Below are 18,010 nucleotides of genomic sequence, written 5' to 3'. Positions count from 1 at the left end.
GGATGACCTCAAATAGCTGCGCGCAGGGCTTCGCGGATCAGGGTTTCACAATCCGCATCAGGTTTACCAACCTTGCTGACCATACGGCTGGCTTCCTGCGGTTTATACCCCAGCGCCACCAGCGCCGCAACCGCTTCTGCCTCGGCGTCATTGGTATTCGGGGCCGAGGATGGTGCGGTGAGGGTAAAGGCAGAGTCGCCGCCAAACAGGTCGCCGTGCATCCCTTTAAAGCGGTCTTTCATCTCGACCACTAAGCGCTCAGCGGTCTTCTTACCGACGCCCGGCAACTTGATCAGCGAAGCGATCTCTTCTCGCTCCACCGCCGTGACAAACTGCTGTGCCGACATGCCGGACAGGATCGCCAGCGCCAGTTTTGGTCCCACGCCGTTGACTTTAATCAGCTCGCGAAACAGCGCGCGCTCCTGCTTATTGTTAAAACCGAACAGCAGCTGTGCATCTTCACGCACCACAAACTGGGTGAAGATAATCGCTTCCTGGTTGATCTCCGGCAGCTCGTAAAAGCAGGTCATTGGCATGTGCACTTCATAACCGACACCGTGCGCTTCAATCAACACCAGCGGCGGCTGTTTTTCAAGAATGTTGCCTCGTAAACGACCAATCACCTGAGCAGTTCCTTAATCTGTTAGTTAGCCCGTTTATATAACATAAAAAAGGCTGGATGAATATCCAGCCTGTTAACGCGCAGCGTTTTCCGCTAACCCGATCGCATACGGCCACGCGTCATGACCAATTTGCTGTCGCTGATGCGTGCCGCATTCTGGCTGAGATGGCAATGCGTGATAGCAATGGCCAGTGCATCGGCGGCATCCGCCTGCGGATTAGCCGGCAGTTTGAGCAGGGTACGCACCATGTGTTGCACCTGACTCTTCTCGGCGCCTCCGGTGCCGGTCACCGTTTGCTTCACCTGACGCGCAGCGTATTCAAACACTGGCAGATCCAGGTTAACCGCGGCCACAATTGCCGCACCGCGCGCCTGGCCCAGCTTAAGAGCGGAGTCCGCATTCTTCGCCATAAAGACCTGCTCAATCGCAAAGTAGTCTGGCGAAAACTGCGTGATGATTTCGCTGACGCCGGCGTAGATTAACTTCAGGCGGGAGGGAAGATCGGTGACATTGGTACGGATACAGCCGCTGCCAAGATAGCTGAGCTGGCGGCCAACCTGGCGGATAACGCCGTAGCCGGTGACGCGCGAGCCGGGATCGATCCCGAGAATTATTGCCACAGCGCGCCTCCGGTGTGAACGTGGGTCAGGAACGCCATTACAGCGTTTCCGCTACCTCATCAGAAATTTCACCGTTGTGGTAAACCTCCTGCACATCGTCACAATCTTCCAGCATGTCGATCAGACGCAGCAGCTTCGGTGCGGTTTCAGCGTCCAGCTCGGCTTTGGTTGACGGAATCATCGAGACTTCCGCGCTATCCGCCTTCAGGCCGCCCGCTTCCAGCGCATCGCGTACGTTACCCAGCTCTTCCCACGCGGTGAACACATCAATCGCGCCATCATCGTAGCTGACCACGTCTTCTGCGCCCGCTTCCAGCGCGGCTTCCATCACGGCATCTTCATCCTGGCCCGGCGCAAAAGAGATCACACCTTTTTTGCTGAACAGGTAAGAGACCGAGCCATCGGTGCCGAGGTTACCGCCGGTTTTGGTGAAGGCATGACGCACTTCGCCCACGGTGCGGTTGCGGTTATCACTCAGGCACTCGACCATCACGGCAGAGCCGCCCGGACCGTAGCCTTCATAGATGATGGTTTCCATGTTGGAATCATCTTCACCGCCCACGCCGCGCGCGATCGCACGGTTCATGGTGTCGCGCGTCATGTTGTTAGAGAGCGCTTTATCCATCGCTGCGCGCAGGCGCGGGTTGGAGCCCGCATCGCCACCGCCCAGTTTCGCCGCTGTGACCAGCTCACGGATGATTTTGGTGAAAATTTTACCGCGTTTCGCATCCTGAGCGGCCTTGCGGTGTTTGGTGTTTGCCCATTTACTGTGTCCAGCCATCTTAACTGTCTCTCCGATCTTTAACAGGGTGCAGGCTATCTCACTTGCAATCTTATTCTCCGGCAGTGCTCGCAATCCTCACGTACAAAAGTACGCTCCGGATGCTGTGCGCTGGCGGTAAACAACCTTGCTGCGCCGATAACGCCTGACTGTTCAATTTTAGCGGTGCAAACCTGCCGACTCACACCGAATGTCAGTAATTTAACAATAAAACCGCCGGAAAATGCGCGGCGGCAGGTGTTCAGATAAATTCTTCAATGGCCTGGCGGTTACTCCAGGATTTCGTCAGCGCCGCAGCGGCAGTGGGATCGAGCCACTGCGCGGCGAGATGCTCGCTGAGCAGCGGTTCGCGCTCGGCGGGCAGCGCGAGGCGGAACCAGTGTTCGCAGTTATGCGTGGTGCCCGGCGCGTAGCGATGGCGATAGTGCGCGAAGATTTCAAACTCGATCTGCCTGTGACAATCTTCCAGCACCAGCTGTTCGCCAGAGATGTCGATCGCCAGCTCTTCAGCCACTTCCCGCTGCGCGGCCTGTGCCGGGGTTTCGCCCGGCTCCAGGCTGCCCGTGACCGATTGCCAGAAGCTCGCATCGTCACGTCGTTGCAGCATCAACACCCGTCCGGTATCTCGCGCAAAAATCACCACCAGCACCGAAACCGGGTGTTTATAGCCCATTAGTTATTCTCTGACTTATCTTTTTTTGGAGCAATCTGAATGCCCAGATCGGCCAGCGCTGCCGGATTGGCAAAGCTGGGCGCCTCCGTCATCAGACAGGCGGCTGCCGTGGTTTTCGGGAACGCAATGACATCACGGATATTATCCGTACCGGTCAGCAGCATGGTCAGGCGATCCAGACCAAACGCCAGGCCCGCGTGCGGCGGCGTACCAAATTTCAGCGCGTCGAGCAGGAAGCCAAACTTCTCCTGCTGCTCCTCTTCGGTGATGCCGAGAATGCTGAACACCGTCTGCTGCATAGCGCCGTTGTGAATACGTACTGATCCACCGCCCACTTCGTAACCGTTGATCACCATGTCATAAGCGTTGGCTACCGCCTGCGTTGGATCGGCCGCCAGCTGCTCTGCGCTCAGCGCTTTCGGCGAGGTGAACGGATGGTGCATCGCAGCAAGACCGCCCTCTTCGTCCTCTTCGAACATCGGGAAGTCGATCACCCACAGCGGCGCCCAGGCGTGCTCGTCGGTGATTTTCAGATCGCGGCCCACCTTCAGGCGCAGCGCACCCAGTGCATCGGCCACGACTTTAGCGCGATCGGCACCGAAGAAGATCAGGTCGCCATCCTGCGCAGCGGTGCGGGTCAGGATCGCATCCACGATCTCTGGCGTCAGGAACTTCGCTACCGGGCTCTGCACGCCCTCGAAACCGCTGGCGCGGTCGTTGATCTTCATCCACGCCAGGCCTTTGGCGCCATAAATTTCCACAAACTTCGCGTACTCATCAATCTGCTTACGCGTCAGCGCCGCGCCGCCCGGTACGCGAAGGGCAGCCACACGGCCTTTTGCATCGTTGGCCGGACCGGCGAAGACCTGGAACTCAACGTTTTGCAGCAGGTCTGCAACGTCCACCAGCTCCATCGGGTTACGCAGGTCTGGCTTGTCGGAACCGTAACGGTTCATCGCTTCGGCAAAGGTCATCTGCGGGAAATCACCCAGGTCGATGCCTTTGATCTCAAGCCACAGCTCACGGATCAGGCGCTCCATCGCTTCACGCACCTGCTCTGCCGTCATGAACGAGGTCTCCACGTCGATCTGGGTGAACTCCGGCTGACGGTCAGCACGCAAATCTTCATCGCGGAAGCATTTAACGATCTGATAGTAGCGATCAAATCCGGACATCATCAGCAGCTGTTTGAACAGCTGTGGTGACTGTGGCAGCGCATAAAATTTGCCTTTGTGCACCCGGCTTGGCACCAGATAGTCGCGCGCGCCTTCTGGCGTCGCTTTGGTCAGCATCGGCGTTTCGATATCGAGGAAACCTTCGTTATCCATAAAGCGACGCACAAAGCTGGTGATTTTCGCACGGGTTTTCAGGCGCTGTGCCATCTCCGGACGGCGCAGGTCAAGATAGCGATAGGTCAGACGCGCCTCTTCGCTGTTGGTCTGGTTTGAGTCCAGCGGCAACGGTTCAGCACGGTTGATAATGGTTAGCTCATGCGCAAACACCTCGATATCGCCGGTCGCCATATCGCTGTTGCGGTTCTTCTCTTCACGCGCACGCACAGTACCGGTGATCTGGATGCAGAATTCGTTGCGCAGCTCAGATGCCAGCTGGAAAGCCTCCTGACGATCGGCATCGAAGAACACCTGAGCGATCCCTTCACGGTCGCGCATATCAATAAAAATCAGGCTGCCGAGATCGCGACGACGGTTGACCCAGCCGCAGAGAGTAACTTGCTGACCTACATGAGACAGATTGAGCTGTCCGCAATATTCTGTACGCATAACGTATCCTTTTAACTTCGCCGCTGCTGCCAGACAACATCAGGCCGCGTAACCTTCTGAGATGCTGCCGCAAAAAAGGCGGCTATTATAATGGAAAAAGCCAGACAGGATAAGCAGATCCCGCGCAAAGCGGACAAATCATCAGCGTTTATGCCGCCACTTTTTCCTGTGGGCCCGCAATCAGGTTATATCAGGCGGCGTTATTCCGCCCTTTTGTCATCAGGAGTTCGCGTTTGACCTTACGAATTGGCTTACCACAATGGCAGCACGCCCGCTGGAAACAGTTTGGACTGGAGACCTTAGCGGATTACACCCGGCTGTTTGACTGCGTAGAGGGTAACACCACGCTCTATGCCCTGCCGTCACCGGAGGTGGTGCAGCGCTGGCGTGACATGACCCACGATGATTTCCGCTTCTGCTTCAAATTCCCGAATACCATCAGCCATCAGGCGGCGCTGAAGAACTGCGACGAGTTACTCAATGCGTTTTTCCGCCTGCTGGACCCGCTCAGTGACCGTATCGGCCAATACTGGCTGCAGTTGCCGCCGGCCTTTTCGCCGGCGCAGCTGACTGACTTATGGGCGTTTCTCGATCGCCTGCCGCGCAGTTTCAGCTACGGCGTAGAGGTGCGGCATCAGGCGTTTTTCAATAAAGGAGAAGCTGAGCGCGCCCTCAATCGCGGCCTGCTTGAACGCGGCGTAAACCGGGTGATCCTCGATAGCCGTCCGGTGCACGCCTCCCGTTCGCTCTCACCGGCCGCCGTGCATGCGCGATCGCAAAAGCCGCGCGTTCCTACTCACGCCATCCGTACCGGCAACAATCCGATGGTGCGATTTATCGGTAGCGATGAGGTTAGCGAGAGCGTGCCGCTGTTTGACGTATGGCGCGAGAAGCTGCCGGGCTGGCTTAACGAGGGCGATGTGCTGCTGTTTATCCATACGCCGGATATGGGCGAAGTCTTTCTGCTGCTGCAGGCGCTCTGGCCGCAACTGCAACAGCTTGAGCCTTCGCTGCGCAATCTGCCCGACTGGCCGCAGCAGACCAGCCTGTTCTAAACGCAGGGAAACGGGTGCAGCAGACGGCAGTTTCTGCCAGAATAGCGCCCTTTCCGTTTTCTCTCCGGACTTTTCATTATGTCTGACCGCGATACGCTATTTTCCGCGCCCATTGCCAAGCTGGGCGACTGGACCTTTGACGAGCGCGTGGCTGAAGTCTTTCCCGACATGATTCAGCGCTCGGTGCCGGGTTACTCCAACATCATCTCGATGATTGGCATGCTGGCAGAACGCTTTGTGCAGCCCGATAGCAAGGTTTACGATCTTGGCTGCTCACTCGGTGCCGCCACGCTCTCCGTGCGCCGCAATATTCATGTGCCGGGCTGCCAGATTATTGCCGTGGATAACTCGCCGGCGATGGTAGAGCGCTGCCGTCGCCATCTTGACGCCTTTCGTGCCGATACGCCGGTGCAGGTGCTGGAAGCGGATATCCGCGATATCCCCATCGAAAACGCCTCGCTGGTGGTGCTTAACTTTACCCTGCAGTTTCTGGAGCCGGATGCCCGGCTGGCGCTGCTGAAAAAGATCGCCGCAGGGCTAAATCCCGGCGGCGCGCTGGTGCTGTCAGAAAAATTCAGCTTCGAAGATGCAGAAGTTGGCGAACTGTTGTTCAACATGCACCACGACTTTAAACGCGCCAACGGCTACAGCGAACTGGAGATCAGTCAGAAGCGCAGCATGCTGGAGAATGTCATGCTGACCGATAGCGTGGAAGCGCACAAAGCGCGGCTGAAAACCGCCGGGTTTGCCCATGCGGAACTGTGGTTCCAGTGCTTTAACTTTGGCTCTCTGGTGGCGTTGAAATGATTGATTTTGGCCGTTTTTATCAGCAAATCGCCACCGGCCCGCTCGCCAGCTGGCTCGAAGTGTTACCGGCGCAGGTGGCGGCCTGGCAGCGTGAAAATCTGCACGGGCACTTCCGCAACTGGGAAAAGTCGGTGGACTACTTACCGCTGCTGACGCCGCAAAAGCTCGACCTGCTGAATAGCGTGAGCGCACAGCAGGATGATTTAACCGATCGCCAGCGTGCCGGCATTGAGAAGCTGCTGCGTAATCTGATGCCGTGGCGCAAAGGGCCGTACTCCCTTTACGGTACCGAGATCGATACTGAGTGGCGCTCGGACTGGAAGTGGGATCGCGTACTGCCGCATATCTCTTCGCTGGCTGGCCGCACGGTGCTGGACGTGGGCTGCGGCAGCGGTTATCACATGTGGCGTATGATCGGCGCGGGCGCGCAGCTGGTGGTCGGAATCGATCCGATGCAGCTGTTCCTGTGCCAGTTTGAAGCGGTGCGTAAGCTGCTGGGCGATGATCGCCGTGCGCATCTTTTGCCGCTCGGCATTGAGCAGCTGCCCGCGCTACAGGCATTCGATACCGTGTTCTCGATGGGTGTGCTCTATCATCGCCGCTCGCCGCTCGACCATCTGCTGCAGCTGAAAAACCAGCTGGTGAGCGAAGGCGAGCTGGTGCTGGAGACGCTGGTGATTGAGGGGGATGAGAATGCGGTGCTGGTGCCGGGCGAGCGCTACGCGCAGATGCGCAACGTCTACTTTATCCCTTCTGCCGCAGCGCTGAAAAACTGGCTGGAGAAGTGCGGCTTTGTGGATGTGCGCATCGCTGATTACGCCATCACCTCAGTGGATGAGCAGCGCCGCACCAGCTGGATGACCAGCGAATCACTGGCCGAATTCCTCGATCCTGACGACAGCAGCAAGACGGTAGAAGGTTATCCCGCCCCGCTGCGTGCCGTGCTGGTGGCGCGCAAGCCGTAACGTTTACCGCCGCGACAGCGCCAGCTTCGCGGCGAAACCAATAAACACACAGCCGGTCAGGCGATCCATCATTTTCAGTACTGCCGGGCGCCGTAAATGCGCCGCAAAATAGTGGCTGCTGCTGATCAGTACCGCATTCCAGATCAGACCAATCACCATGTGCGCCAGCGCCATCAGCGTACACCACAGCGGCACGGATGCGCCTGCCGGAATAAATTGCGGCAAGAAGGTGACGTAAAACACGCCGACTTTCGGGTTGAGCAAATTGCCAAACAGACCACGTGAAAAACAGGCGAGATACCCCTGCTCTCTTTTTTGCTCGCCCTGCGCGTTCTCCGCCTGGCTGCGCGGTTTAAGCAGCAGTTTTACGCCGAGATAGAGCAGATACGCGGCGCCAATCCATTTCAGCAGGTTGTACGCCATCTCAGAGGCCAGCAGCAGTGCGCCAAGCCCCAAACCTACGGCTACACCCCATACCAGGCAGCCCAGCGTCACGCCAAAGGCCGTTGCCGAGGCACGCTTCCAGCCCTGTGCGGCGGCAGAGCGCAACACCAGCGCGGTATCGAAACCGGGCGTCAGCGTGAGAACAGTAATGGCAAAAAGGAAGGAAAAGAGCGGTGTCATGGCTGGCTCCCGGTTAGTCCGCGCCTGATAGTAGCGCGATTGCACGGCGGCGCAAACTGTTGCAACGGGTGACTATGCACGGCCGCAGCCTGAGCGGAAACGTACCGGGCCCTTCGCGCCTGGTGCGTTAATTCTCCGCCTGAGGTCGATCCCAGTACTGATATTTATACGCCGAACTCAAATTACGCTCGATCGTACCTTTGGCAAACACTTCCGTTTCACGCAGGTAGCTTAAGGTGCAGTTGCCCACCTCGTCCCATAATTGACACTCATCAACGGAGCGTAACGTGCTGACCGGCGTTGTCGAGGTGCCGTTTAGCCGCAGTTCACGCCACTGTTGGTCATAACTGTAAGAATCTTTACCGCGCGCGCTGCTCGCCGAAACCACCAGCCCTTGTGGATTCCAGCGCCAGTGGCTCTCACCGTTAGTGAGCGTATCACTGCCGCGTGCGACGCTCTTCTCCAGCCGGAAATGGTTATCGTAACGATACGTAGTATCGGTAAAGCCCTCCCTGCCCATGCTGGTAAACTTGTCCGACGCGCTGATAATGTTGCCGTGCTGCCCAATCTGCCAGCTGATGGTGCCCTGACGGTTATCCACCATCTCCTCCTTGCCCGCTTTAACCACTTTTACCTGATAAGCGTATTCAGCAACCCAGCCGCGCTGCACGCGCGCAATATGCTGCTCCATGCTGAGCACGACGTTACCTTCACTTTTATCGTAAGTAATGTCAGCCACCATCAAGTCACCGCAGCGATCAAACTGCCCCAGCACGCGCTTTTGCGAGTTCACATCTTTGCCAAATTCACCGGCAATGACCTGACGAACTGCGCCTTTGGCGCTGCCTCCCAGCATGATCCAGTTGTTACTGCTGGTGATATTTTTGCTCAGCGGCGGGCAAGCGGTCTCTGCCGCCAGGACCGTACCGGTGAGCGGAAGCAGCAGCATTACAACAACATAAGAGGTGGATTTCATCAGCGTTATCCGCGCTAAGCCATAGAGTAATCAAAGCATCTTTTTTGCTAACGCGCTATCCGGCGGCGGACGGCAGACAAAAAGAACCCCAGCAAGAGAGACTGGGGTTTGGTACTTGCAAACATCACGTCATTATTTTCGGCGTGCTGCGCGGCAAAACTGGGAGGGATCAGGCTACCCGATCCACGCTCATCTGCATCATGCTCTTCATGGCTTCTACCACATCGCCATCAACGCAGGAGCGACTGAATTCATCGGTTTCCGCTTCGGCACACATTGATACGCCGGCTTTACGGTAGCGCATGGGCGAAGCAACCGCGCGGCTGGCGGAGCTGTGAACCTCCTGCAGACCGCTGTCGAGAAATTTCTGTAAATTGCTCAAACGTACGCCTGCACCAGCCATAATGATTGGACCGGTGCTCAGTTCATTTAGTTCCCGCAATAATGCAATTCCGGTTTCCGCGCTCTGCTGCTGACCCGAGGTAAGAATGCGGGCGATGCCTAAATCCGTCAGCACGTCCAGCGCGCGTTTCGGACTGTGGCACAAATCAAAAGCGCGATGGAACGTTACGGCCATGCCATCGCACAGGGCCATAATCTGCCGCATGCGCGCAATATCAACGTGTGCATCTTCATCCAGCATACCGATCACCAGGCCAGGGAAACCCATGTCACGTATCATCGCCACGTCCGATTTCATGGCGGCAAATTCGCGATCGGTATAGCAAAAATCGCCGCCGCGCGGTCGCACAATCGGGTGCACCGGAATGCTCAATTCACGTTTTGCCGCTTCCAGCACACCTGCTGATGGCGTTAATCCACCTTCACGCGGAGCGCTGCACAGTTCCACGCGATCGGCACCGGACAGCTGCGCAGTCATTGCACAGTCAATGCCGTAGCAACATATTTCCAGTTTCGTCATGCCTTTCTCCTTTTATGACTTCTGGCTCGGGAGGATTGCTTCAGTTAGTCTGCTTATTCAAACAGTTTACGTGGAAAGTGCACTATGGCATTCGATTTTGATCAAGGGATAGACCGTCGTCACAGCGATAGTTTGAAATGGCACAAATATGGCGATCGCGATGTGCTGCCACTGTGGGTTGCAGATACCGATTTTCGCTCGCCGCCCTGCATTATTGAGGCCATTAAAAACCGGGCTGACCACGGCGTATTTGGTTATGGCGGCACGCCCACGGGCCTGATTGATATCACCCTCGCCCGCCTGGCGCAGCGCTATAACTGGCATATTCAGCCCGAGTGGATTGTGTTACTGCCGGGCATCGTGAGCGGCCTGAACCTTTCGGTGCGCGCCTTCACCGATGCGGGCCAGGCGACCGTTGCGCCCACGCCCATCTATCCGCCCTTCCGCGCGGCGGCAAAGCTGGCCGCGCGCGCACAGGTTAATTTGCCGATGCGGTTACAGCACGATCGCTGGATGATCGATCTGGATCATACACTGATGCAAGGTAACGAACGCCTGCTGATGCTGTGTAATCCGCACAATCCCGGCGGCACGGTCTATCGGCGCGATGAACTGGAAGCGCAGCTGGCATTTGCCCGGCAGCACGATTTGATCGTCTGCTCTGATGAGATTCATTGCGATTTACTGCTAACGCCCGGCCTGCAGCACACTCCGTTTGCCACCCTGAGCGAGGATGCAGCGCAGCGCAGCATTACGCTGCTCTCCCCCTCGAAAACCTTCAATATTGCCGGGCTCGGCGCCTCGATGGCCATTATCCCGAATGCGGCGCTGCGTCAGCGTTTTAAACAGGTGCGTGAAGGCATTGTGCCGGGCGTGGATATTCTGGCGCTGGTCGCGGCTGAAGCCGCCTGGCGCGACGGAGATGCGTGGCTGGCGGCGCAGCTGGAGTATCTGCGCAGCAACCGCGACTGGCTGGTAGCGCAGATTGAAACAGTGCCCGAACTGAGCATGGCTTCACCGGAAGCCACCTATCTTGGCTGGATAGATGCCAGCCGGATGGCAGTGGACAATCCGGCTGACTGGTTTGAACAGCACGGACTTGGATTTACGCCCGGCAGCGATTTCGGCGATGCGCGTTTCGTACGTTTTAACTTTGGCTGCACGCGGGCGTTGCTTGAGCAAGCCGTGGATCGCTTGCATCAGGCGGTCAGAGCGTGTCGCTAATCTGTTCGCTGGCTACGATCTCCTCCAGCCGCCACGGGTGAAACTTGATGGTAGTCTGCCCATCGGTTACGGCCAGTGTCGGGTTGGGCAGCCGCTCTTTTTCCCCTTGTGGCGAACTGGTTTTGAACGAGATACCCGGTTGCGTCAGGGCATTGTCTGATAACAGCGCCATGGCACGCGCCCCCAGCTCGTCTGGTTCACCACGTAACACGATCTCGACATGCTCCCAGCCCTCATGGCGGTACATTTTTTCACCGGGCCACGGCAGCTCAATGACATCGATCTGCCAGCCGGCGAGGGAGAGCGGCTGATGCAGTTTAAACAGACAGATTGGCCGGCCATTGATCATCGCTTCAGAAAACTGCGTCCCCATTTGCAAAAAACCGGCTCTCCAGCGCTCCGCTGTCGCATATTGATGGCAGCGCACGGCGACATGATCGGCTTCATGTTCTGCCAGGTTTAGTCCCAAACGTTCAGCAAATGCGTGCAGAGCCTGTTCAAATCGGGACAGGTCTTGTTTTAAGTCGCTCAGTTCTGAAGGAAAATCCAAATCCATATCTCTCTCGCCTCACTCTAAGTTCAGATATTTTAATCTCTAAAAAATCGCTTAACGCCTGTTTTTTACCTGACAAAACGCTCGGATTCGTCCTGGTTAGCCGGTAAAAGCTCCTAAAACCGCATAAATCGCTATCTCTTTCGGATTAATCGCGAAATCAGGGCCAGTCGTTACTTTACAAAAGTAACTTAAATGACTGTTATAATTGACAATAATTAATACAATAAGATAAGTCCTATTTAGACCGCAATCAATTGCAGACCGTGGGCCTTTCTTATAAATTTGAGTTTCTTAACTACAAGGAACGGCCTTATGTCTATGCTCATTGTTGTTGCGGTCCTGATAGCCTTGATGGGATTTGCTATTTCCCGCCACTGGAAGGTGCGTGAAGACAAAAGCGTTAAAAATCCTCGTCGTCACCCGCGTCGCCGTTAACCGGCGCGCGGCTTTGCGCCAGCGGCTCAGACGTAACCGAATGCTGACGCACCTTAACATTTCACGTATACTTCACCTCTTCTTTTTCCGTCCCGACAAGCGCGCGGGATGACGACATCGGCTCGCCCACTGCTGGCGGGCCTTTTCAGCATATGAAGGTAACGCGGTGAATATTCAGGCTCTTCTTTCCGATAAAGTCAGTCAGGCAATGGTAGCAGCGGGTGCGCCCGCCGATTGCGAACCGCAGGTTCGTCAGTCTGCGAAGGTGCAGTTCGGCGATTACCAGGCGAACGGTATCATGGCTGTAGCGAAAAAGCTCGGTCTGGCACCGCGCCAGCTGGCTGAACAGGTGGTTCAGCATCTGGATCTGCACGGAATCGCCAGCAAAACCGAGATCGCCGGTCCCGGCTTTATCAACATCTTCCTCGATCGCCAGTGGCTGGCGCAGCAGACCGCCCAGGCGCTGCAGCTGCCGCGCCTGGGCGTGAACAGCGTCGAGCCGCAAACCATCGTGGTGGATTACTCTGCGCCTAACGTCGCTAAAGAGATGCACGTGGGTCATGTGCGCTCCACCATCATCGGTGACGCCGCCGTGCGTACGCTGGAGTTCCTCGGCCATAACGTTATTCGCGCTAACCACGTAGGCGACTGGGGCACCCAGTTCGGCATGCTGATCGCCTTCCTGGAGAAGCAGCAGAACGAGCACCATGAAGATATCGCCCTGGCCGATCTCGAAGCCTTTTACCGCGAAGCCAAACGTACCTATGACGAAGATGCTGCCTTTGCGGAGCGCGCGCGCGGCTACGTGGTAAAACTGCAGGGCGGCGACGAATATTGCCGCAGCATGTGGAAGAAGCTGGTCGATATCACGATGAGCCAGAATCAGCTGGTGTATGACCGCCTGAACGTTACCCTGACGCGCAAAGATGTGATGGGCGAGAGCCTGTACAACGATATGCTGCCGGGCATCGTTGCTGACCTGCGTGACAAAAAACTGGCGGTGACCAGTGAAGGCGCCACCGTGGTATTCCTTGATGAGTACAAAAACAAGGAAGGCGAAGCGATGGGCGTGATCATCCAGAAGAAGGATGGCGGCTATCTCTACACCACTACCGATATCGCCTGCGCGAAATACCGTTACGAAACGCTGCATGCCGATCGCGTGCTCTACTACATCGATTCCCGCCAGCATCAGCACCTGCAACAGGCGTGGACCATTGTGCGTAAAGCCGGTTACGTGCCGGAGAGCGTACCGCTTGAGCATCACGCCTTTGGTATGATGCTGGGCAAAGATGGTCGTCCATTTAAAACCCGCAGCGGCGGCACCATTAAGCTGGCCGATCTGCTGGATGAAGCGGTTGAGCGCGCCCATACGCTGGTGAGCGAGAAGAATCCGGAGATGAGCGCACAGGAGTTAAAAGACCTGGCGGAAGTGGTCGGCATTGGCGCGGTGAAATATGCCGATCTGTCCAAAAGCCGCACCACTGATTACATCTTCGACTGGGACAACATGCTGGCGTTTGAGGGCAACACCGCCCCCTACATGCAGTACGCTTATACCCGCGTGCTGTCTGTGTTCCGTAAAGCCGGGATTGATGCGGATAGCCTGAGCGGCGACATCGTATTAACTGACGATCGTGAAGCGCTGCTGGCGACCCGTTTGCTGCAGTTTGAAGAGGTGATCACGCAGGTGGCGCGCGACGGCACGCCGCACGTTATGTGTGCATACCTCTACGATCTGGCAGGTCTGTTCTCAGGCTTCTACGAGCACTGCCCGATTCTCTCTGCTGAGGATGCGCAGGTACGTAACAGCCGTCTGCAACTGGCAGCGCTGACCGCGAAGACGCTGAAGCAGGGCCTTGATACGCTGGGCATTAAAACCGTCGAGCGTATGTAAGTTAAACGGCAGCGCCATTAATGGCGATCGTCAGGGCTGCCATGGCTGAATGCGATATCGGCGCATCTGGCGGCCCTGCGGATCGCCACTCCGAAAGTCAAAAGAAGTTAGGTTTTACAAACAGCGATATCGACATTTGAGGGAAGAAGGGAGAGCGAGGTAAGCCCGGACGTCACGCGGCAAGGATGTCGCGTGCCGAGGCCCGCATGGATGCGGCCGTTGCCGTGCCGGGGCGTGTTCGCTCTTCCTTCTGACCGTGTGCAGTATTCACAGCGATAAAATGTGTAGGTTTTCCCAGCCCGCCAGGTGCGCCATTGCGGATGCAGCACTTACTCATAGCGCCTCGCCATGCGACTTATCGCTTTATCCTTTACTGATAATTCACCGTCACTTCACTGCTCACCACGCGCAGGCCGGGCGGCAACGCGCCCTGCCCCTGAAAACCAAACGCCAGATGCAGCGTTTCATCCGCTGTGACGTTAGCCAGGCCGCGCGTCGTGCCGCTGGCGCCGTCCAGCTCCACGCAGCGCTGGCTGGCACACAACCGTACTACCAGCCCGGATGGTGCCGGCCGGCTCAGCGTATAGCGCCAGTTAACGGTGGAGATTACGCCTGGCGCAGCGGATGGCGCCTTTAACGCAGGCGAGAGCAACCAGTTGCCGCGGGCGCCCAGACCCGGCCCGCTCACGCTGGCACTCCACGCGCCGCTGGCCGCGTCCGCACTAAGCGACAGCGCCATAGCGGACAGCAGCATTAACAGCTGAAAACTGCGACGCATCATTTACCTCCGATGGTCGATGTCATACGGATTTGACGGTTATCGGTCAGCTCCATATTCGACAGCACCACCAGCTGCGGCAGATTGCGGCGCAGGAACCGCGCCAGCAGAGCTCGCAGCGGATGATTAACCAGCAGCACCGGCGGCGCCCCGGTCATCTCCTGCTGCTGCAGTGCCGCCTGTGCCTGCACCAGCAGACGATCGGCCAGCCCCGGCTCCAGTCCGCCACCGCCCTGCAGCGCCTGCAGCAGCAAACGCTCCAGCGTGGCATCCAGACCAATCACCTGCACTTCGCCGTTACCCGGGAACCACTGCTGTGTAATCGCACGGCCCAGCGCCACGCGCACCACACTGGTCAGCTCCTGCGGATCGTTCTGCACCGGCGCATGCTCGGCCAGCGTCTCAATAATGGTGCGCATGTCGCGAATCGACACGCGTTCCGTCAGCAGGTTTTGCAGCACTTTATGCAGCGTGGTCAGGGTGATCACGCCCGGCACCAGATCTTCCGTCAGCTTCGGCATCTCCTGCGTCACGCGATCCAGTAGCTGCTGCGCCTCCTGACGCCCAAACAGCTCGCTGGCATACTGACCAATCAGGTGATTCAGGTGCGTCGCCACCACGGTACTGGCCTCAACGACGGTATAACCCTGAATCTGCGCCTGCTCTTTCAGCGCGCTGTCAATCCAGATAGCGGCCAGGCCAAAGGCCGGATCGATCGTCGGCTCACCAGGCAGTGAGCCCGCCGCCGTCCCCGGATTGATCGCCATCCAGCGCCCCGGATACGCATCGCCGCTGCCTATCTCCACCCCTTTCATCAGAATGCGATAGCGGGCAGGCGGCAGCTCCATGTTGTCACGGATATGCACCACCGGCGGCAGGAAACCCACCTCCTGCGCAACTTTCTTACGGATACTGCGGATACGCCCCAGCAGCTCGCCGTTTTGCAGATGATCCACCATCGGAATCAGGCGATACCCCACCTCCATGCCCAGCGAATCCTCCAGCTGCACGTCGGTCCACGAGGCCTCCACTGTTGCCGGGGTCTCCTGCGTTTTCACCAGGCTGGAGCTCTCCGTCTGCGCTTTCGGCTGCATTTCGCGTCCGCGCAACCACCAGGCCAGGCCCAGCAGCGCGGCGGTGAACAGCAGAAACACAAAGTTTGGCATGCCCGGCACCAGGCCCAGCAGACCAATAACGCCGGCGCTCAGCATCAGCACGCGCGGGTTGTTAAACAGCTGGCCTACCATCTGTTCGCCGACGTCCTGATCGGTACTGACGCGCGTCACGATGACGCCCGCAGCCGTCGAGATCACCAGCGCCGGAATCTGAGCTACCAGACCGTCACCGATGGTCAGCAGCGTATAGGTTTCACCCGCATGCCCCAGATCCATACCGTGCTGCACCACGCCAACCAGCAGGCCGCCGATCACGTTAATCACCATGATCAGGATACCGGCGATGGCGTCACCGCGGACAAACTTACTGGCACCGTCCATGGAGCCGTAGAAATCGGCCTCCTGCGTCACTTCCGAGCGGCGGCGCTTGGCCTCCTCTTCACCAATCAATCCGGCGTTCAGATCGGCATCGATCGCCATCTGCTTACCCGGCATACCGTCCAGTACGAAACGGGCCCCCACTTCGGCAATACGTCCGGCACCTTTGGTGATAACCATAAAGTTGATGATAACGAGGATCACGAACACCACGATACCGATGGCAAAGTTGCCACCCACCAGGAAGTGACCGAAGGCTTCAACCACGCGCCCCGCCGCATCAGCACCGGTGTGCCCCTCCAGCAGGATAATACGCGTTGAGGCGACGTTAAGCGCCAGACGCAGCAGCGTAGAGAACAGCAGAATGGTCGGGAACGCAGCGAATTCCAGCGTGCGCTGGGTAAACATCGCCACCAGCAGCACCATAATTGACAGCGCAATATTGAAGGTAAACAGCAGGTCGAGGATGAATGCCGGCAGCGGCAAGACCATCATCGACAGGATCAGCATGATCAGCACCGGCCCTGCAAGCACCTGCCACTGCGTGTCTTTAAAATTGCCCGGTAAACGCAGCTTTTCGGCCAGATTAGCCATCGTTTCTGTTCTCTCCTGCAAAGTCCATCTCTGCCGGAACCGGCAGATGTTTAGGTTTGGTTGGAATCAGGCCGCCTTCACGCTTCCAGCGGCGCAGCTGCCAGACCCAGGCCAGTACTTCCGCCACCGCGGCATATAGCGCGCCGGGAATGAACTGACCAATCTCCGTGTGACGATAGAGCGCACGCGCCAGCGGCGGCGCTTCAAGAATCGGTACGCGGTGCTCTTTAGCAATTTCGCGGATGCGCAGCGCAATATCGCCCGCCCCTTTGGCAATGACTTTAGGTGCGCCCATCTTGCCCTCCTGATACTGCAGTGCCACCGAGTAGTGCGTCGGGTTCGTGACGATGACGTCCGCTTTCGGCACATCGGCCATCATGCGGCGACGTGCGGCGGCGCGCATCGCCTGGCGAATACGCCCTTTGACGTGCGGATCCCCCTCATTCTGCTTATGCTCGTCGCGGATCTCCTGACGCGTCATACGCAGCTTTTTAATGTGGCTGTAGAGCTGCCAGAACACGTCAAAGCCGACCATAGGAATCAAACCCAGCATCACCAGCGCACAGCTGATGGCAGTCATCGTCAGGCCGTGCCGTAGCGCGTTGATCGGTGATTCGCTCATCAGGCGCAGCATCTCCTGCCAGTGACTCCACAGATACCAGCCGGCCACCAGGCCAACCAGCACGGCTTTCAGAATGGCCTTCAGCAGTTCAGCCCAGGTCTGGCCGGAGAACATGCGCTGAATACCCGGCAGCGGATTGAGCTTCTTGAAATCGAACTTGATGGATTTGCCGCTGATATTGATCCCACCCAGCAGCATCGGCGCGGCAATCGCCACAATCACCAGCCCGGACATCAGCGGCAGCAGCGCCACTACCGCCTGCATGATGAGGTTACCAATATGCGAAACGATGATTTTGTCGTCGCTGACCATGCCGTGGTCAAAGCGGAAGCCGGTAGCGACCATGCTGGCCAGGCGGTCAGCCATATTGCTGCCGCCCAGCCAGATGATTAATAGTCCGGCCATCAGCATTAACACCGAGGTCAGTTCGCGCGAACGCGGAACCTGCCCCTCCTCACGCGCTTTTTCAAGTCGGTGGGGTGTGGGCGATTCTGTTTTGTCCTCGTTGCTCTCTTCAGCCACGACATACCTCAGCTGGCAGGAATTCTGAGCATAGAATGCCAAAACCGCCCACGGCTAAAGCG

The 18,010-nt window shown here is 57.6% G+C and carries 18 protein-coding genes; 6 read left to right on the top strand and 12 right to left on the bottom strand.

The genetic code is table 11. The features are described 5' to 3' along the window. Positions 1–8: 8 nt before the first annotated feature. The 5 genes from ruvA to aspS form a co-directional block, all read right to left on the bottom strand. Complete coding sequence (gene ruvA, locus HA48_RS00920; protein ID WP_128599363.1) at positions 9–623, bottom strand: Holliday junction branch migration protein RuvA; 615 nt, start codon at positions 621–623, stop codon at positions 9–11. A 92-nt stretch (positions 624–715) separates the two neighbouring features. Further along, the gene (gene ruvC, locus HA48_RS00915) at positions 716–1,243 is read right to left on the bottom strand and encodes a crossover junction endodeoxyribonuclease RuvC (RefSeq protein WP_128599362.1); all 528 of its coding nucleotides are present in this window, start codon (positions 1,241–1,243) and stop codon (positions 716–718) included. A gap of 37 nt (positions 1,244–1,280) precedes the next feature. Further along, positions 1,281–2,024, bottom strand: a complete 744-nt coding sequence (locus HA48_RS00910; RefSeq protein ID WP_128599361.1) for a YebC/PmpR family DNA-binding transcriptional regulator — start codon at positions 2,022–2,024, stop codon at positions 1,281–1,283. Positions 2,025–2,265: 241 nt separating this feature from the next. Next, positions 2,266–2,697: a dihydroneopterin triphosphate diphosphatase gene (gene nudB / locus HA48_RS00905; RefSeq protein ID WP_128599360.1), complete on the bottom strand. Its 432-nt coding sequence runs from the start codon at positions 2,695–2,697 to the stop codon at positions 2,266–2,268. Further along, entirely contained in the window at positions 2,697–4,478 is a 1,782-nt protein-coding gene (gene aspS, locus HA48_RS00900) for an aspartate--tRNA ligase (protein ID WP_128599359.1), read from the bottom strand. The genes nudB and aspS overlap by 1 nt, the downstream gene beginning before the upstream one ends. Positions 4,479–4,711: 233 nt before the next feature. Between aspS and HA48_RS00895 the strand changes: the two genes are divergently transcribed. The 3 genes from HA48_RS00895 to cmoB all read left to right on the top strand — a co-directional run bounded on the left by HA48_RS00895 (position 4,712) and on the right by cmoB (position 7,305). Then, positions 4,712–5,533 (top strand): DUF72 domain-containing protein, encoded by an 822-nt coding sequence (locus HA48_RS00895; RefSeq protein ID WP_128599358.1) that lies wholly within the window; start codon positions 4,712–4,714, stop codon positions 5,531–5,533. Positions 5,534–5,611: 78 nt separating this feature from the next. Next, complete coding sequence (gene cmoA, locus HA48_RS00890; protein WP_128599357.1) at positions 5,612–6,340, top strand: carboxy-S-adenosyl-L-methionine synthase CmoA; 729 nt, start codon at positions 5,612–5,614, stop codon at positions 6,338–6,340. Next, positions 6,337–7,305 carry a tRNA 5-methoxyuridine(34)/uridine 5-oxyacetic acid(34) synthase CmoB gene (cmoB, locus tag HA48_RS00885; RefSeq protein ID WP_128599356.1) on the top strand — a complete coding sequence of 323 codons (969 nt, stop codon included), beginning with the start codon at positions 6,337–6,339 and terminating at the stop codon, positions 7,303–7,305. Before cmoA ends, cmoB begins: the two co-directional genes overlap by 4 nt. A gap of 3 nt (positions 7,306–7,308) precedes the next feature. Here the strand turns inward: cmoB and HA48_RS00880 are convergent, their stop codons facing one another. The 3 genes from HA48_RS00880 to cutC all read right to left on the bottom strand — a co-directional run bounded on the left by HA48_RS00880 (position 7,309) and on the right by cutC (position 9,827). Continuing rightward, entirely contained in the window at positions 7,309–7,929 is a 621-nt protein-coding gene (locus tag HA48_RS00880; RefSeq protein WP_128599355.1) for a LysE family translocator, read from the bottom strand. 127 nt (positions 7,930–8,056) lie between these two features. Further along, complete coding sequence (locus HA48_RS00875; RefSeq protein ID WP_244182780.1) at positions 8,057–8,878, bottom strand: hypothetical protein; 822 nt, start codon at positions 8,876–8,878, stop codon at positions 8,057–8,059. 196 nt (positions 8,879–9,074) lie between these two features. After that, positions 9,075–9,827 carry a copper homeostasis protein CutC gene (gene cutC / locus HA48_RS00870; RefSeq protein WP_128599353.1) on the bottom strand — a complete coding sequence of 251 codons (753 nt, stop codon included), beginning with the start codon at positions 9,825–9,827 and terminating at the stop codon, positions 9,075–9,077. 84 nt (positions 9,828–9,911) lie between these two features. Between cutC and HA48_RS00865 the strand changes: the two genes are divergently transcribed. Then, positions 9,912–11,051: a MalY/PatB family protein gene (locus HA48_RS00865; protein ID WP_128599352.1), complete on the top strand. Its 1,140-nt coding sequence runs from the start codon at positions 9,912–9,914 to the stop codon at positions 11,049–11,051. On the opposite strand, the gene HA48_RS00860 is transcribed toward HA48_RS00865, so the two are convergent. Then, on the bottom strand, positions 11,035–11,607 hold the full coding sequence (locus tag HA48_RS00860; protein ID WP_128599351.1) for a VOC family protein: 573 nt from the start codon (positions 11,605–11,607) through the stop codon (positions 11,035–11,037). The genes HA48_RS00865 and HA48_RS00860 overlap by 17 nt on opposite strands. A gap of 312 nt (positions 11,608–11,919) precedes the next feature. On the opposite strand from HA48_RS00860, the gene HA48_RS22755 reads away from it, so the two are divergent. Together HA48_RS22755 and argS are read left to right on the top strand one after the other, a co-directional pair. Next, positions 11,920–12,042: a hypothetical protein gene (locus HA48_RS22755; protein ID WP_007889544.1), complete on the top strand. Its 123-nt coding sequence runs from the start codon at positions 11,920–11,922 to the stop codon at positions 12,040–12,042. Between the two features lie 166 nt (positions 12,043–12,208). Beyond that, positions 12,209–13,939, top strand: coding sequence for an arginine--tRNA ligase (gene argS, locus HA48_RS00855; protein WP_128599350.1), 1,731 nt, complete (start codon positions 12,209–12,211; stop codon positions 13,937–13,939). A gap of 370 nt (positions 13,940–14,309) precedes the next feature. On the opposite strand, the gene flhE is transcribed toward argS, so the two are convergent. Genes flhE through flhB form a run of 3 tightly spaced genes read right to left on the bottom strand, consistent with a single transcriptional unit; the run spans position 14,310 to position 17,948 of the window. Further along, positions 14,310–14,717, bottom strand: coding sequence for a flagellar protein FlhE (gene flhE / locus HA48_RS00850; protein ID WP_128599349.1), 408 nt, complete (start codon positions 14,715–14,717; stop codon positions 14,310–14,312). After that, entirely contained in the window at positions 14,717–16,804 is a 2,088-nt protein-coding gene (gene flhA, locus HA48_RS00845; RefSeq protein ID WP_128599348.1) for a flagellar biosynthesis protein FlhA, read from the bottom strand. Before flhA ends, flhE begins: the two co-directional genes overlap by 1 nt. Further along, a complete protein-coding gene (gene flhB / locus HA48_RS00840; RefSeq protein ID WP_128599347.1) occupies positions 16,797–17,948 on the bottom strand; it encodes a flagellar biosynthesis protein FlhB in 1,152 nt (383 codons plus the stop codon). Before flhB ends, flhA begins: the two co-directional genes overlap by 8 nt. Between the last annotated feature and the right edge of the window lie 62 nt (positions 17,949–18,010).

Source organism: Pantoea wallisii (assembly GCF_002095485.1).
Lineage (GTDB): Bacteria > Pseudomonadota > Gammaproteobacteria > Enterobacterales > Enterobacteriaceae > Pantoea > Pantoea wallisii.
Note: the sequence above shows the minus strand (reverse complement) of the source record. Positions and strands in the feature narration are given on the sequence as shown.